Origin of the sequence: Cupriavidus sp. HMR-1 (assembly GCF_000319775.1) — a bacterium.
Taxonomy (GTDB): Bacteria; Pseudomonadota; Gammaproteobacteria; order Burkholderiales; family Burkholderiaceae; genus Cupriavidus; species Cupriavidus metallidurans.
Map to the genome: position 1 here is coordinate 1 of NZ_ANKP01000141.1, position 17224 is coordinate 17224.

Below are 17224 nucleotides of genomic sequence, written 5' to 3' on the forward strand. Positions count from 1 at the left end.
GGCCGGCGCCCGCCGCGCCCGCGCAGCCCACAATCGCGTGCAGCGCCGCTCGGGCAGACTCCGCCTCCGGCGTGCCCTTACCCAGCGAATCCGCCAGACCCTTGACCTGATTGGCTGCCAGCCCCTGCAGATACCCCACCGCTGCGCTCTGCACGAATTGCGCGCTGGAGCCCGTCACATTGCCCGAGGCTGCCGCCGTCAGCGCCGTCATGATCTGACGGTACGTACCGCCCTGGCCCCACTTCGCCAGATCGGCGGCTTGCTGTTGCAGAGCCGCGCGCTGTTCTGCTGAGGCGCTCGGGTCCTTTGCCGCCGCTTCGGCCGCCTTGCTGGCCGCGTCGGCTTCGTGCGCACGATTGTTCAGGAACACACCAGACTCACGCTGCAACGCCCCTACGATCTCGAACCCCGCCTCGATCTTCGCCTTGTCGAAGATCGGGCTGAGCGCATTGCCCGTGTTCGTCGTATCCCGATTCAGGCTGGCTACCGTGTCCGCAGCATTCTTGCCGCTGAGCGCCTCCTGCTTTCCCTCGTCGCGAATCGTGATCGTGCCAGCACTGACGCCGCTCTGCGTCGTGCTGCTGGCGCTTCCTGACGCACCTGCCACCATCGGCGGCGCGAATGAGAAGCCCTGACCATTACCACCTGTGGTGGGCAGTGTCGTGCCGGGGACGGCATCGCCACCCGTTGTCGCCTGCCCTCCCTGGGTCAGGCCCACGCCGCCTTCGCCAGCTTTGCCACCACCGCTGCTTTCACCCTCCGACTTGCCGCCCCCGCCGCCAAACGAGAACCCGCCACCAATACTGAAGCTGTTGCCGCTGTACTTCGCGCGGTTCTCGATGTCGCTCACAGTCAGCGTACCGGTCGACAGGCTGTTCTTGTCAGCCGCGCCACCCCCGATGACGGCGCCCTTGAGGTCCGTATTGCCCTGCACGTCTATCTGGTAGCCGCCACTGCCGGCCCGGATCGCCGATTGCTCGCCCACGCTGGCAAAGTCACTATCGATCTTCTGCTGGCCAACGTTGGCGCTGCCTGCCAGCCCGGTTCCCATGCCGAAGGTAACGCTGCCACTGACTGACTGATCCTTGCTGCGGTACGTGCTGGCGTCCTGCAAGCTCTCGATGTTCAGATCGCCACCTACGTTAGCCACCACCTGCTTGCCGGACGCCACCGCACCCTTCACATTGGTATCTCCGCCCGATTCGATGGTCAGCGTATTGCCAGCCGTGGCATGGCTATTGGTCCATGTCACGTCATTGCCATCGGCATTGCCGCGAGATCCCGCGGCATTGGCGGTCACGCCCAACGACGCGCCCTTGGCGCTGAGATTCACACCAACGCCGACGCCGCCAGACAGGCTCTTGCTGCTGCTGTGCTGCTCCGCTGTGTTGACAGCCGCCTGCAGATTGACCTGGTTATCGGCTTTCAGCAGCAGGTCGTTGCCGGCCTGGATATTGCTGCCAATCACGTTGAGGTTGCTGGACTCGCCGCCGCCCTCGGCACGAATGCGCACGTCGCGCCCCGCGCTGATCTGGCTGCCAACGGCTGTCGTCGCGGTCTGTGTCTGCTGACTGTCGCTACGGCTACCGCCAACCGTGACGCTGATGTTCAATCCGCCCGCTGTCGTCGGGTCGGCCTTCACTGCGTCATAGGCGTTCTTCGCGGCCAAACCACCTGCCACGCCGGCCAGCGCCTTCATCCGGGCATCATCGGTCTTGCCTTGCGCCTTCGCCATCTGGCTACCGGTCTGCGCGGCCGCGATGAGGGGGTTGGAGACCGATACCGTCAGGCCACTCTGCCGGAAGTGGGTCTCCTGATCCATGCGATACATATCCGTCGCGGCATTGATATCGACGGTCTTCGCGTGGATGTCGACGTCGCCCTGCGCGGCCTTCACCACGCTGCCGGTCTGCGTGTATCCCTCACCCGCGCTCAGGTTGACATTACCGCCGACACTGCCAACCAGTGAGCCCGTGTGTGTGGTGGTCTGCGTCGTCTGGTTCTGATTGATCTGCTGCTTGCCGATGGTGAACGAGGCACCCCCATTGGAGAAGAGCCCCGATTTGCGCGTCTCTTGCGACGCGTTGCTGGATGCCGTGCTTTGCGCCGCACCAATGACCAGATTGCGATCCGCGTGCAACGATACGTCGCCCGACCCAGCCACGCTGGAGCCACTGACAGTCAGATCCCGCCCCGCGCTGCCCGCCACGCTGTCGGCCGAGACCACTGACCCCACCGCTACCGCCTGCTGCTGACTCGATTGCGTCGTGGTCTGCGTCTTCGACAGGAACCCCGAGCGGCGGCTTTCCATCCAGAACTGGCCGTCATGCGCTTCCGTGACCGTTCCCACCGTGACGTCGCCCGTGGCGATCAATTGGGCCGCGCCACCCCCGCTGGTCCCATTGCCCGTCGAAACCCCCGACCCCAGCACCGCCAGGTTTCCCTTGCCACCCGCGGCATCCGCCGCCGGCTCGATACCCCGCAACTTCAGCAGCGCGCTCGCGGCGCTGCTCTGACCCGCCGCGAGCGTGACGTTCTCCCCGGCCTGTACCTGGCTGCCACGCGCGGTTTCGTCGTAGGACGACTGCCGGTACTCCGTCAGGCTGCCGCCCATCGACCCCTCGCGATGACTATGGGTGTCGATCGCCGCCGTCACCGTCACATCCCGGCCCGCGACGACCGTCGCATTGCCACCTGTCTGCAGGGTCGAGCCCGTGAGCGTCGCATCGCGCCCCGCCACGGCCATGGCGTTCTCGCCCGCCTGGATCAGGCTGCCAGCGTGCGTGGTGGTCCTGTCGTGGCTATAGCTCTGCCCGCCACGCGACTCGGCATCCTGTGTCGTGCCCAGCGCCACCGTACCAACGTTCAGGTCACGCCCGGCGGCCAGCAACGCGCGCTTGCCCGCCTCGATCGCGCCCCCGTCCAGGCTGATGTCACGCCCGGCAAGCACCGCCACGTCTGCCTTGCCGGAGATGCTCGCCACGGCGCCGATGCCCGTCGCCCCGGCGCGATAACCATTCTCCAGCGTCGTGGCATTCGAGATGGTCTGCGTCTGGTTGATCACGTCGCGCCCGGCCGATACGAACGTGTCGGTGCCGGTAATCTGGCCACCCAGGTTCCTGACGTCCTGCACGGCCTGCACCACCGTCGTACCCGTGCCGCCCACCACGCCCCGATTGACAATGGTCTCGCCAATCACCTGTGTCGCCAGATCGCCCACGATCCTGCCGCTGTTGGACAGGTCACCCGTGGCGTTCATGCTCACCGTGTTGCCGCTGACCAGCGCGCCGGTGTCCTGCAGGTTCACCGTGCTTGCCTGCGCGAGATAGACCTTGGGCACCAGCACCGTCTGGCGCGTGCCATCGGGCAGCGTCACATCCTGGCTGACCAGCCACACCATGTCGGTCGTAAGCTGCGCCATTTGCGCGTCAGACAGGCCGATGCCGGGCGTCAGACTGAAGGATCTGGCGTACTGAACGCCGTTGTCCATCAGCCTCTGGTACTCGTCGAGGTTATTGCTGAAGCCAGCCAGATACGTACGGCCCGTCAGTTGCGTGACCTGGTCCCGGATCAGCTTCTCTTCATAGAGCCCATCACCGAGACGCTTTTGCGTCATCAGCGGATCCAGCCCGAGTTGACCGAGCATGTAGTCGCTGGAGATGAACCTGGCGTACTGCGTGAAGCGCGGATCGGTGGCGATCAGGTAGGTGGATCCTGGCGCGGGCTGGTATCGGTAGAGGCCGTTGGTCGGCAGCGTGAGGTTCGGGATACCGCCCTGCGCGGTGCCAAGGGTCTGCGTCGGCTTGCCCTGGTTACCCGACGCGCCACCGGCCTGCGTGCCCGTTGCGCCGCCACCCGTTATGCCGCTGCCCGTGACGGTCTCGCCAAGGCGGTTCACGGTGGCAACATCGATGGTTTGCGCAGTGGTCTGTACGGCCTTGTTTGCCGAAGTAATGGCCGGCAGCGCCTCGACCGTCGTCGGGGCCTGCGGGGTGACGGGATACGGCACCACCTGGATATCGCTCGTGTATGCCGTCTTCTGGTGCCAGAGGAACGTCGAGGTCTCCTGGGTGTCCACCTTCTGCTGCAGCACCGTGCCCGTGTCCAGAATGGCGCCGCCCACTGCGCTGCGTGTCAGGTCACCGCCAGCCGCTATCGTCGAGGACTGGTTCAGGATGCTGCCGCCGTCGCTGTTGATGCGGACGTTCTTCTCCGCCTGGATCAGCGCGGCAGGCGTGGCGCTCACCAGTTTGTCGGTCGCCGTCGTGGTGACCGTCGTACGGGAGATCTCGTTGTAGTCGTGCGAGTCTGTACCGAGGTCATAACGAATGCGCACCTGATCGGGACGGAGATGGACCGCCGGATCAAAGTCCGGCCAGAACGTGATCCGGTAGGACGTGGCGGTCTCTTCCAGCCCTTCGTAGTGCTGGACCGGATTGCGCACGATCTGCCGGTCGGCCACCGCGTAGTCGCAAACATCGTTTGCCGTGCAGGTCCATGCGCCCCTGGTCTGATCGACCGGCGCCTTGACGAACGAAAGCGTCTTCGTGGCGCTGTTCACATCCTTGACGTCGGCCTTGGGCACCTCCACGGTGATCGGCTGGCGCAGCGCATTGACCATGTCCGCACTGATCGCCGCATGGTCGCCATTCCAGCGCCACTGCGGAAACCGGGTGCTCGCGTAGTTCTTCTGGCCTTCCGGGAATCCAGCCATCCACAGCACCAGCGTCTGCCTGGCCGACTCCACCGGCGTCCCCGCCTCCGTCTCGATGCGCGTACGCTTGTTCACCACCTGTCTGGCCGCGATGTCGATGTCGTCCTCGGCCTGGATCGTCGCCGAGCTGTTGATCAGCGTGTCCACCTGATTGACCAGCATGCCCGAGACCGGATCGCGCGTGCCGTCCCGCGCGATCTGCAGGTTGCCCGCGCTGTACAGGTTCGCGCCATCGAGGTTTCGCACCGAGTTCGTCGCGTAGAGGTTCAGTTGCCCGACCGCCGCCATCAGCGCCGATGCGCCGTCGTTCACGATGTCCTGGCCTTGCACCGTCACGGTGTTGCCGATGATGGTGCCGGTGTTGGTCGTCGTCGTGGCGTTGGTGCTGACCGAGTTGCCCTCGATGCGGCCGGCGTTGGTGAGCGTATTGGCGGCATTCAGCCGCGTGGTCGCGCTGTTTATGCCAGCGCCTGCGGCATTGACGATGTCAGCGCCCTTGACCGTCAGCCCGCCGGCGGCTGCCAGCGTGCCGGTATTGGTGAGCGTGCCCGTCGCCGAGACAAGCATGTCGCCATCGGCACGCAGGTTGTTGGCGGCATCATTGGTGTAGTCGCCGGTCACCTTGACCGACAGGTTGCGCCCGGCCTGCACCGTGCCGCTGCCAGAGAGGGCGCCGGCCACGGCGATGTCCTGGTTGGCCTTGACCGCGCCACCTGCGTTGGTCATGGACGCCATCGTCAGCATGACGTCCGTGCCGCCGAGCACCTGCCCGCCGTCGTTGTTCAGGGTCGCGCCAGCCTGATCGAGCGTCAGGCCCTTGTTGCCGGACAAGGTGCCGCCGCGATTGTCGACCTGACCCGACACCTTCAGATCGAGCGCGCCGCCTGCCGCTGTGGCCGCCCCCACAGCATCGTCGCCATCGTCGGCATTGTTCGCGAATGTCGCCGCGCGCAAGCTCACGTCGCCGTTGCCACCGAGCTTGCCCGCCGTGTTGATCAGCGATGTCGTGGCCGTGATGGCCGTCGCGCCATCACCCGCGTTGACCATCGCGCCGCGCGTGTTATCCACGTTGGCCGCCGCTATCGTGGCTTGCCCGTGGGCGCCGTTGGCCGCCACCGTGCCGCCCGTATTGGTCAGCGCCCCGGTGGCGGTGACCGACAGATCGCCAGCGGTTTGCGCCGAGCCGGTGGTGTTGTCCAGATTGCCGCCGCTGATCAGCGTCAAGCCTGCCTGGCCATAGATGCTGCCCTGGCGATTGACGAGATCGCCCGTGCTCGCAAGAGTCGTGGCACGTTGTGCCGAGAGCATGCCTTGCGTGTTATCCAGCGACGCCGCCTGCACGCGCAGGTCGCCGTTGGTCTGGATCGCACCCTTGGCATTGCGAAGTGCGTCATCCAGACCAGCAGCGGCCTGCACCGTCAGAAGGCCCGCGCCAGCGTGCGAGATCTTGCCGTTGTCATTGATGAGCGTCCCGCCCTGAACGGTCAGGTTCTGGCCATTGGCTGCGATCGAACCGCCGGTGTTGTCCAGCTTGCCACCCGCGGCGATAGTCGTATCAGTCTGCCCGAACTGATTGATCTTGCCGCCAAGGTTGAGCAGATCCGCGCTCGTCCGCATCTCGAGCTGGTTGCCTTCAATCAGGCCCGCGCTATTGTCCAGCGACTGGGCGGCAAGGCTCGTTTGCGCGCCGGAGATCGTTCCCTGTCGGTTGTTCAGGCTGCCTGCGATAGTTGCGTCGAGCGCGCCGCCCGCCGTGAGGCTGCCACTGCTGTTGTCGAGCGCGGCGGCCTGAAGCGATGCATGCCCTTGCGCGCTGATCTGGCCATGATTGACGAGGTCGCCGGCAACGACGCGCACGTTGCCATTCCCGCCGATCACGCCACCCTGCGCGCCGTTGGCGGTCGTGCCTGCCACGTTGGTCAGCGTCCCGGTGACGCCGACCGACAGGCCATCAGCGTTCAGCGATGCGATACGCCCGCCCGTATTGTCGAGCGATGCCGCCGAGGCGTTGAGCGCCCCGCCGGCCTGCACCGTGCCCTGGCCATTGTTGATCGCCCCCGCCGACTGAAGCGTCATCGCCCCCTGCGAAACGAGCTGGCCGCCTGCATTCGATATGCTGCCCGCCGTCAGGGTGGTCGCACCCCGACTCGACATCTGACCACGGTCGTTCACGACGGCGCCCGACGCATTAGCCGTCAATCCGGCGCCCGCCGTAGTCGTAGCGCCCGTCAGGTCGAGATCGCCCGTTGAGGCCGTCAGATCCAGGTTGCCGCCCGCAGACGTCTGACTGCCGGCCAAGGTCACGTTCCCCCCTCGAAGCGTGGCATTGCCGCTGGCCTGATTGCGCCCCGTGGCGGTCAACGTGCCGGTGGCCGACACCACCAGGTCCGCCGGCGCGGCCACCGTGCCATCCTGATTCACGCCTGCCGCCAGCGTGCCCGTCGAGTTCACACTGCCGCCCTTGACATCGAGCTGCTGCTGCGCCGCGAGCGTGCCGGTGTGACTCAACACACCATCGGTATCGAGCGAGACGGCTTGCGTGGCGTAGGTGGTACCGGAATTGTCGATACCATCGCGCGCGTGGGCGGTGAGGTTGCCACTCGCGTTGGTCTGACCGGCCAGCACCAGTTTGCCTTGCGTCGTCAATGTCAGATCGCCCGCTTGCGCGGCGGCGATGCCGCGCAGCGACACGCCTACGCCCTGCTCCGTCGAGGCCAGCAGGATCTTGTTGGCGTACATCCCACCCAGTTGCGCCACGTCGATGCCCTGCGCTGGTGCGGGGCCCGCGCCAGCGATCGGATTGATACCCAGCGTGTCGTGGTCCACCTGGTTCGCACCGGCGATCACGTTGAGCCGGTTGGCATACAGCGAGGCATTGGCCTGCACGGCACGTGCGATCAGATCCACCTGATCGACATTGGCGGCGTTCATGCCCGCGCCCTGCACCAGGATCTGGCCGCCCGTCACCCTGAAGGCGTCGAGGCTGCCGCTGCCGCCGAATACCGGCGTGCCCGTCGTCAACGTCGCGCGGCTGGTATTGATGAAGCCGAGGCCGTTGACCATCAAGCCATTGGGATTGGCGATCACGACTTCCGATCTGGCGCCGGCAACCTCGACATAACCCTGCAATTGACTCGGCATCGTGCCGGTCACCTGGTTCACGATAATGCGTGCACCCTGACCCGGCAGCAGATTCGGATTGCCGTTGATATAGCCGGCTTGTTGTGTCGCGACGATCGTCGGCGAATTGTTGAGAATGGCGCCAGGCTTGTTGACGTCGAATTGTGAATAGTGATTAAGAGAGACCCCTGCCGCCGAGGGACGCGTGATATCGACCTGCGGCAAGCCATTGGCGGTCTGTCCGACCGTCGGACGATGGGCGCCCGCATTCGGATCGGCTACGATCTGCGCCACGGCCTTTACCGGCACCCCCATTGCCATCCACACGCCGAGCGTGATCGCCGGCAATGCAAAGCGCACGGTGGCAGCGCGCGCCGCCGGCATTCCACGGCCGGCGTGACGGCCCTTGCCCCGATTGGCCGCACTTTCCTGTACGGCCACAAGCATTCCATGCGCCGCGTTGAACACGAGGCGGTACAGATTGGTATTCATAACCCTGCGATTCCCGACGAAACGACAAACGGGGACGTTTGATCCCCAAACCAGCCTCCGTGCTTTGCGGAGGCATGTAGTCGACAGGCATGCCAGCCAATGGCACAGCCAGACCTGCGCGGTTTAAAGGCCAGCATATGAGTCGCGTCTATCCGCCGAAGGTTAAATTCGACGGATATTTGCGTTCACGCAATTTGCGGCCGGAGGGGGCGGGGAAACCAGAACGTGGAGCGTAGCTCGTGCGCGACGATTTTTTAATAGTAAGAATTTGAAAAACGCGCAAAGCACGCATCACGCATTGATGCCGTAATGCTTCAGAGAAGTGGAAATACTACGAGGAAAGCAGGCGAAAGAAAGGGACTGGCAAATGGACCTGAACGCAAAGCACACTCAATGCACGGCGCAAGAATTTTCTTAAATCGATGCTCAGCGATTCTTTGTCGCTTTGACCAAGCATTCAGACAATTTATCGAAGTGACGCAGCGCCGCCTGTGTCAGGTCGACCTGCTTGCGACGCGCGTCTTCGGTGTCCGCGAGTTCGATCCAACCCTTCTCGCGCATCGACTTCAGCCGCGCGTGCAGCGTCGCGGGCGAGCCAAATTCGGCGTGGCCGATCATGTCGCGCACGCACAGCGACTGGCCAGCCTGACCGGCGCGTGCCACGAACTCCAGAATGCGCTGCTCCAGCGGGTCCAGCGCCGGGAGCGTGGGCAGGCCACGCACGGCGTCGGCAAGTTGCAGGAAGCGCAGGTAGATATCAGCGGGTCTGGTCATACGAACAACCTCGGCCGGGGCGCGGAACATTGACGGAGAACGGATGCGTTATCATCCGCCGGTCCCCAATTTGGTACCGGCCGGATTCTACGTCAATGCCTCACCTCCGTCTGCAACTCGCCATGGTCCTGGCGACGATCGTCATGTTCGCGCTGACGCTGGCGGCCAACGGATGGCTGTTCCCGCAACTGGAACTGATTCCCGGCATCAACTGGATCTACCTGCCTGCGGGCGTGCGGCTGGTCGCGACACTGCTGTTCGGCGGGGCCGGCGCGGTGGGCCTGCTGATCGTTTCCTGGCTCGTCTGCTTTCTGTACCTGTTTCCGGATGACTTCAGCCGCGCGTTCATGGGCGGCATCCTGGCGACGGTCGCGCCCTATCTCGTGTACAAGCTGGCGCAGCACTGGTTTGGCCTGCGGGCGTCGCTGGCCAACCTGACGCCGAAACGCCTGCTGGCCTGCATCGTGGCGTACTCGGTGGCCAGCCCGCTGCTGCATCACATCTGGTTCTATCTGCACGGCGGTGCCGACCACGTCGTGCAGAGCTTCTTCGTCATGTTTATCGGTGACCTGTCTGGCACGCTGATCGTGATCTACACGATCAAGGGCTTGCTCGCGCTCATGCCGCGCCGGCCGACAACAGACGCCCGATGTACCTTCCCAGAGCAATCTGCAGGACATCGGAATTGATGCCGTCCGTACCGCCGAGCAGCGGCACGATCACCAGTTTCGTCCCGTCCTTCGTGAAGACGCGCAGCCGCTTGGGCAGATCGGCCGGCTGCAGGATCACTTCCTCTCCCACAACGCCAGCGAAACCGAACGCGCTTCGATAGTCATCGGCATGCTGATGGCCAAAGCAAACGATGATCTTCGGCGTCATGTGACGCGCAAGCCTCGTGACGAACTCGAATCGTCCGCGTTCCCGACATAGCGCCGCATAGCGCGGGAGCGTGCGTGGCACGCCGAACGTATCGTGCGGTGTGCGCCCGGATGCCGAATCTTCGGCGCGGGCGAATGCCGGATAGAGACTCAGCCAGAATTCGTTACCCGCCGGCCCGTAAAGCCGCTCCTGGAAATACTCCTTCCAGTCCGGCACACCAGGCCCAGTGGCAGGCGTGTGCACCGCGGCCAGAATCCGTGCGATTTTCTGATGACTCTGCCATTTCGGCATCTCGTCCCGATTGCGCTGACGAAAATCCGCATTCCAGACGACGGGCATCGGCAACGGCTCTGGCGATGCGGCGATTGGCGAGCCCGCCAGACGTGAGGTTGCCTCGCACAGCCAGACTGGCGATTCAGGATTGCCCTGCATTCCGGCATATGAAGCCAGAAAAGCGTCCAGACCCGGCTTGCGATCGCAGGCGGACACACCCGCCCCATCCGTTTGCGCCGCCGGGGTTGCGCCTATGAACGCGGGATACCCGCCCCAACTCGAACAGCCTTCCACTGCATGACCCCCAGACTCTCTGCCGTACCCGTTTTAATCGTTATAAAAAGTATAACAATCAGATCTGCACGGCGTCTTATGAAGTTGGTACTTCATACAGAATGTCGGTCGCCTGCAACAGGTGGGCTGTCATCAAGGTGTATTCTCTCGGCCATGCCGGCGCCCGAAGAAAACAGAAGATCCTGACCCAGCCCCCGCACGAACACCCATGATCACACGGCCTCAACTGCACTGGTTCCGGATGCTGTTCGTCCTGCGCGGGTCCGTGCTGCCGGCAATCGCGCCGCAACTGCTCGGCGTCACGCTGTTCTCCGCGCTCATCACCGCGTTTCACGGGCGGATCTGGGACTGGAAGGTATCGCTGAATTTCGTCCCGTTCTCGCTGATCGGGCTAACACTGGCCATCTTTCTGGGCTTTCGCAACAGCACCAGCTATGCGCGCTACTGGGAAGGACGGACGCTCTGGGGCAGCGTGCTGATCGAGTCGCGGTCGCTTGTGCGGCAGGCGCTGACGCTGACGTCGGACCCCGATGCAGCCCGGCAACTCGCCCACCGGCTCTGCGTCTTCGTGCACACGTTGCGCCATCAACTGCGCGGCACGGATCCGGCGGCCGATATCGCGCCGTTCGTCGATACCGCCACCAGCCAGCGCATGTGCGACGCCCGGTTCAAACCCGCCATCGCCTTGCTGATCGCCGGCGAATGGCTGGGCGAGCAGCTACGGCTGGGAAAGCTGTCGCCGTCGCTGGCGTTGCCGATGGAAAACGCGCTGAGCCATCTGGGCAGCGCGCTGGGCGGATGCGAGCGCCTTGCCAGCACGCCGATTCCGTTCACCTACTCCGTCATCATCCACCGCTGCATCTATCTCTACTGCGTGCTGCTGCCGTTCGGGCTGCTCGACACGATCGGCCTGATGACGCCGGTGATCGTCTGCTTCATCGCCTATACGTTCTTCGCGCTGGAAGCGCTCAGCGCGGAGATCGAGGAGCCCTTCGGCGAAGAGCCCAACGACCTGGCGCTGGCCACCATGTCCTACATGATCGAATCGACCGTGCTGGAGATGGTGGGCGAGCAGCCGCTTAGCCCCCGACCGGTCAGCGACGGATATATCCAGACCTAGGCAGGGGAATCACCTCGCATCAACGCGCCTCGCAGCACATCAGCGTGCGTCCTTCGGCTTGTCTCCCTTGGGCCAGTCGTTCGCACGCGCGGCGTAGTCCGGGCGCGGCTGCGCCGTGAAGTATGCCGCCACGTCGAGCGCATCCTGCGCCGACAGCGTGCCACCCTGGCCTAGCGGCATGTTGTGCTTGACGAAGGCCGCGGCCGTGTACATCCGCGCCATGCCCGCGCCGATATTGAACGAGTCCTTGCCCCAGACCGGCGGGAACACGTAGCCGCCCTGAGGATTCTTCATGCCCTGGCCCTCGGCGCCGTGGCACGACGCGCACTGCGCCGCGTAGACGGCCTTGCCGTGCTCGCGGTTCGGCACGAGCGCGGTGTCGATCTTCTCGAAGCCACGGCCGGTGACGTTGGTGCCGACCGGTACGCCGGAGGAGAGCCACTTCATATAGGCCATGATCGCGTTCATCTCGGCGGAGTCGAACGCCAGCGGCTTGCCGTTCATCGAACGCTGGAAGCAGTCGTTGACGCGCTCCTGCAGCGAGATCAGTTTGCCGCTGCGCGAGCGGTATTCGGGGAACGCGCCCGACAGCCCCACCCAAGGCGAGGCATAGGCCGTCGTGCCGCCGTTCAGGTGGCAGTTCGTGCAGTTCAGCCCATTGCCGACGTTCTTTGGCAACTGCTTGTGGGTATCGGTGAGCAACTGCTTGCCACGGCGGACAGCATCGCCGACCGGCCCGGTTGGAATCGACGCCTCGTCGGGAACGACCAGGGGCACGGTCTTCTCCGCATGCGATACGAACGGCGCGCATGCCGCCATGGCGACAAACGCCAGAACACCCAGTTTTGTCCGGTTCACTTTGTTCTCCTCGGTTTATATGTGAACGATTTGTTGGCTTGCCTACCCTCAGACTGCAAGCACGACCTTGACCACCATGCCAATGGCGATCAGTCCGGCGACCACAGCGAAGCCCTGCTGCAGCCGCTGACCACTCAGGCGGCTGGCGAAGAGCCTGCCGACGAGCATCCCGAGCATCGCGCCCGCCGCGAACGGCGCGGCGACATGCCAGTTCATATTGCCGGCCAGCGCGGTGGACACCACGCCCGAAGCGGACACCAGCGTGATCACGGCCAGCGATGTGGCCACGATCGTCTTGACCGGCGCGTTGGTCGCGCGGCGCAGCGCGGGAACGATCACGAAACCGCCACCTACGCCCAGCAGACCGGAGAGAAAGCCCGCGCCGATACCCGACGCCGCCAGCGCGCGCGTGCAGGACGCCGTCCAGACGAAGCGACCCGTCGCGTCATCGAGTTGGCAAGGTGGTAGCGGTCCCTGCGGCAGCATGGCGGTTGAGGCCGTTGAGGCCGTTGAGGCCACTGAGGCCGCCGAGGCCACTGGTTGTGGCGCGCGGCTCTGCCTGAACATGCGCACGGCCACCCAGCCCAGCACGATCGCGAACAACACGGTCAGCGGGCCGTTCGGCACCCGGTGCGCGAGCCATAGCCCGACGGGCGAGGCCAGCACGCCGCTTGCCGCCATCATGGCGGCGGCCCGATAGCGCACGATACCCGCGCGGAGCCCGATCAACGCACCAACCGCAGCCGACACGCCAACCGCCAGCAGCGCGATCGGGCCGGCTTCAGCCATGCGCAGATGCAAACCGAATACCAGCAGTGGCACGGCAAGAATGGCGCCACCAGCGCCGGTCAGCGCCAGGATCAGGCCCACGATGGCGCCCAGAGAGGCGCCCACGGCATAGATCGATTCCATCAGGACAAACGCTGGGGGGGCGAGCGTAAGAATTTTTGTAAGGCGCCAATCATTACAAATTCCGTGCCACCTACGCGCGCGGCCGGGAACCCCCATGGAACAAGGGCTCGACGCGGAATGCGCGGATTGCGAAAGCGGCATCGGCGCTGCCAGCGCGCGGCAGTGCTGCCACGATGGCAGCACGTGGCAGCCGATTGGCAGTGGGGGGAACCCCGAACGACACCTATTCGATGCCCAGGGCCTTGAGCCGGCGATAGAGGGTGCGTTCGCTCATGCCGAGCGATTGGGCAAGCGCGCGGCGCGTGCCAGTGAAGTGGCTTGCGTGGAAACGCAGCGCCTCGTCGTCATCCTGCCGTGGCGCCTGCGTGCGATACGCGGACGGCGGCACGAAGCGGACCGAAGACACACGGGCCTCGCCCATTCCCGGCGGCAGATCCTTCACGCGGATCACACCGTCGTCAGCATAGAGACGGGCGCGCTCCAGCACGTTGCGCAGTTCGCGAATATTGCCCGGCCAGTGGTGGGCGCGCATGCGCGCGAGCGCCTCGGGACTCAGCCGCAGCGGGTCCTTGCTCCGATTGCCGCGCGCCAGAATCGACTCCGCCAGCAGCGCGATATCGTCCAGGCGCTCTCGCAGCGATGGCAGGTGGATCGGGAATGCCGCGATCCGGAAGTACAGATCCTGGCGAAACAGCCCCTGCGCCACCATCTGCTCGAGCGGCTTGTGCGTAGCGGCAACCAGCCGGAAGTTCGACTGCAGCGTCTCGACGCCACCCACGCGCCGGTAAGTACCCGACTCGATCAGGCGCAGCAGCTTGACCTGCATTGCCAGTGGCACATCGCCCATTTCATCGAGGAATAGCGTGCCGCCCTCGGCCGTCTCGACCAGCCCCGGCTTGCGCGCCTGCGCCCCGGTGAACGCGCCCTTCTCGTAGCCGAACAGTTCACTCTCGAACAGGGTCTCTGTCAGGCCCGAGCAATCGACCACGACGAACGGCCCACTGGCGCGGTCGCTGGCTTCGTGCACGGCGCGCGCGAACATCTCCTTGCCAGTGCCCGACTCACCGAGCAGCAGCACCGGCAACGACGACGGCGCCACGCGCTGCACGGCCTCCAGCGCGTGATTGAAGGATTCCGAGCGTCCCACCAGCCCTTCCGCGCTCGGCCGCGCCGATGCGCTTCGCACGGTGTTCAGGCGCTCGACGTAAGCCACCACCTGGTGGTTGTCGTCGAGGATCGGGCGCAGCTCCACGTTCACATGCTCGGGGCCACGCGGGGTGTGATGGATGTGAAGGACGCGATCCGGCCCACGGGTCTCGAACGCCTTGCGCATCGGACAGTGTTCGCCTGCCTGATCGCAGGGCACATCATAGCCGTGCGAGACGCGGTAGCAGGGCTGGCCCAGATAGGGGCGCTCTACCGCGCCAAACTGGCGGCGGTAGGCCGTATTGGCAGCGAGGATGCGGTAGTCGGTATCCAGCACGATCGTCGGCTGGCTTTCCTGTTCCAGGTAGGACAACAGTCCCTGGAGTGTGGTGGGGCGATCCATAGGGGCGGGGGCGGGGGGGCGGGTAAAACAAGGGCGCCATTCTGCCAAGTTCTGCCAACACTGCCAAGTTGGCAGTGAGTCGAGGTGCCTGACAGTCCACGCTCCGCACGCGCAGGAAGCGAAATCCCTTGGAAATCATCGCCTTGTGGCGCACAGGCAGCATGGCACGGGTTTTGAGTCATTGCCCCGATCAAAAAACGGAAACGCCGGCACATATGACAACACAGATGGTCATCGAAGCCTTCTTCGACCCCGATACGTGGACCCTGAGCTACCTCGTGCTCGACCGCGAGAGCCAGCAGTGCGCGCTGATCGACAGCGTGCTCGACTACGACCCGAAATCCGGCCGTACCAGAACCGCCAGCGCCGACCGCATGATCGACCGCGTAAAGACGCTCGGCGCCAGCGTGCAGTGGATTCTGGAAACCCACGTGCATGCCGACCATCTGTCCGCCGCGCCCTACCTAAAGGCCAGGCTCGGCGGCCAGATCGCCATCGGCAGCCATATCACCACGGTGCAGAAGGTGTTCGGCACGCTGTTCAACAGCGGTCCGGAATTCGCGCATGACGGCAGCCAGTTCGACCGTCTGCTGCAGGACGGCGACACGCTCTCGATCGGCAGTCTGCAGGTGCGCGCCATGCACACCCCCGGCCACACACCGGCCTGCATGACATACGTGATCGGCAACGGCAAGGACACCGCGGCATTCGTTGGCGACACGCTGTTCATGCCCGACTACGGCACCGCCCGCTGCGATTTCCCCGGTGGCGATGCGCGCACGCTCTACCGCTCCATCAACAAGGTGCTGAGCCTGCCCGCCGATACGCGCCTGTACATGTGCCACGACTACCAGCCCGGCGGACGCGAGCTGCTGTTCATGTCAACGGTCGCGGACGAGCGCGCCAGCAACATCCATGTGCGCGATGGCGTGAGCGAGGACGAGTTCGTCGCGATGCGCCAGGCCCGCGACGCCACGCTGTCCATGCCCACGCTGATCCTGCCGTCGGTGCAGGTCAACATGCGCGCCGGCGAAATGCCGCCGCCGGAAGCCAACGGCACGCGCTATCTGAAGATCCCGATCAACGCGCTTTGAGTCTTCGCCCCAGATTCGACAAGGAAATCACATGCAATCGCGCCCCCTGCCCCTCGCCCCCAAAACACCCCTCGCGCAGGCCGATGCCAGCCACGCCGTCGTCATCATCGGCGGCGGCGCCGCGGGCATTGCCGTGGCATCCAGCCTGCTGGCACGCAAGCCCGGCCTCGAAATCGCCATCATCGACCCGGCCGACATCCACTATTACCAGCCGGGCTGGACACTGGTGGGTGGCGGCGTATTTGAACCCGCGCATACCGCGCGCACGATGGCTTCGGTCCTGCCGCGCGGCGTGTCGTGGATCAAGGCCACCGTCACAGGATTCGAACCGGAAGCCAACGCGGTGATGCTGGAAGGCAACCGCGTGGTCAAGTACGAGCACCTGGTGGCTTGCCCCGGCCTGAAGCTGGACTGGGACGCTATCGAAGGCCTGCCGCAGGCGCTCGGCCGCAACGGCGTCACGTCCAACTATCGCTACGACCTGGCGCCATATACCTGGAAGCTCGTGCAGGAACTCGTGCGCAAGCAAGGCGGCAAGGCACTGTTCTCGCAACCCCCGATGCCGATCAAGTGCGCGGGCGCGCCGCAAAAGGCCATGTACCTCTCGGCCGATGCGTGGCGCCGTGCCGGCGTGCTCGATCGCGTGGACATCCAGTTCTGCAACGCGGGCAATGTGCTGTTCGGCGTGGCGGACTACGTGCCTGCGCTGATGGAGTACGTCGAACGCTATGCCATCGACCTGAACTTCGGCGAAACACTGGTTGCCGTCGACGGCCCGGCACGTTGCGCCACATTCCGCCGCGCGAACGCCGATGGCACGACGGCACTGGTGACGCGCGAGTTCGACATGCTGCACGCCGTACCGCCGCAGAAGGCGCCCGACTTCATCCGTTCGAGCCCGCTGGCCGACGCCGCCGGCTGGATCGACGTGGACCCCGCCACGCTGCGTCATACGCGCTTCGCCAACATCTTCGGTCTCGGCGACGCCGGCAACACGACCAATGCGAAGACGGCCGCCGCCGCCCGCAAGCAGGCGCCGGTGGTGGCGCACAACCTGCTGGCCGAGCGCGGCGCGGCACGGGGCGAAGCGCGCTATGACGGCTACGGCTCCCGCCCCCCCCCCCCCGAACGCGGCCAGAACGTGC

The 17224-nt window shown here is 65.0% G+C and carries 10 protein-coding genes; 4 read left to right on the top strand and 6 right to left on the bottom strand.

Features of this window, described 5'->3' with window-relative positions; genetic code table 11:
- Together D769_RS17645 and D769_RS17650 are read right to left on the bottom strand one after the other, a co-directional pair.
- On the bottom strand, positions 1-8326 hold an 8326-nt coding region (locus tag D769_RS17645), incomplete at its 3' end, for a hemagglutinin repeat-containing protein (protein ID WP_008647632.1).
- Positions 8327-8752: 426 nt separating this feature from the next.
- A complete protein-coding gene (locus D769_RS17650) occupies positions 8753-9100 on the bottom strand; it encodes a hypothetical protein (protein WP_008647634.1) in 348 nt (115 codons plus the stop codon).
- Positions 9101-9195: 95 nt separating this feature from the next.
- On the opposite strand from D769_RS17650, the gene D769_RS17655 reads away from it, so the two are divergent.
- Positions 9196-9789, top strand: coding sequence for a hypothetical protein (locus tag D769_RS17655; RefSeq protein WP_008647635.1), 594 nt, complete (start codon positions 9196-9198; stop codon positions 9787-9789).
- Here the strand turns inward: D769_RS17655 and D769_RS17660 are convergent.
- Positions 9719-10468 (bottom strand): hypothetical protein, encoded by a 750-nt coding sequence (locus D769_RS17660; RefSeq protein ID WP_008647636.1) that lies wholly within the window; start codon positions 10466-10468, stop codon positions 9719-9721. The genes D769_RS17655 and D769_RS17660 overlap by 71 nt on opposite strands.
- 286 nt (positions 10469-10754) lie before the next feature.
- On the opposite strand from D769_RS17660, the gene D769_RS17665 reads away from it, so the two are divergent.
- Positions 10755-11666, top strand: coding sequence for a bestrophin family ion channel (locus D769_RS17665; protein WP_008647638.1), 912 nt, complete (start codon positions 10755-10757; stop codon positions 11664-11666).
- Positions 11667-11705: 39 nt separating this feature from the next.
- Here D769_RS17665 and D769_RS17670 read toward each other — a convergent pair whose 3' ends face one another.
- From D769_RS17670 to fisR, 3 genes are all read right to left on the bottom strand, one after another.
- Positions 11706-12524 (bottom strand): c-type cytochrome, encoded by an 819-nt coding sequence (locus tag D769_RS17670; protein WP_008647639.1) that lies wholly within the window; start codon positions 12522-12524, stop codon positions 11706-11708.
- Between the two features lie 48 nt (positions 12525-12572).
- Positions 12573-13436, bottom strand: coding sequence for a sulfite exporter TauE/SafE family protein (locus D769_RS17675; RefSeq protein ID WP_008647640.1), 864 nt, complete (start codon positions 13434-13436; stop codon positions 12573-12575).
- A gap of 223 nt (positions 13437-13659) precedes the next feature.
- Complete coding sequence (fisR, locus tag D769_RS17680) at positions 13660-14985, bottom strand: sigma 54-dependent transcription regulator FisR (protein ID WP_008647643.1); 1326 nt, start codon at positions 14983-14985, stop codon at positions 13660-13662.
- A gap of 215 nt (positions 14986-15200) precedes the next feature.
- Between fisR and D769_RS17685 the strand changes: the two genes are divergently transcribed.
- Positions 15201-16079, top strand: coding sequence for an MBL fold metallo-hydrolase (locus tag D769_RS17685; protein ID WP_008647644.1), 879 nt, complete (start codon positions 15201-15203; stop codon positions 16077-16079).
- Between the two features lie 31 nt (positions 16080-16110).
- The coding region (locus D769_RS17690) for an FAD/NAD(P)-binding oxidoreductase (RefSeq protein ID WP_008647649.1) at positions 16111-17224 on the top strand (1114 nt) is incomplete at its 3' end.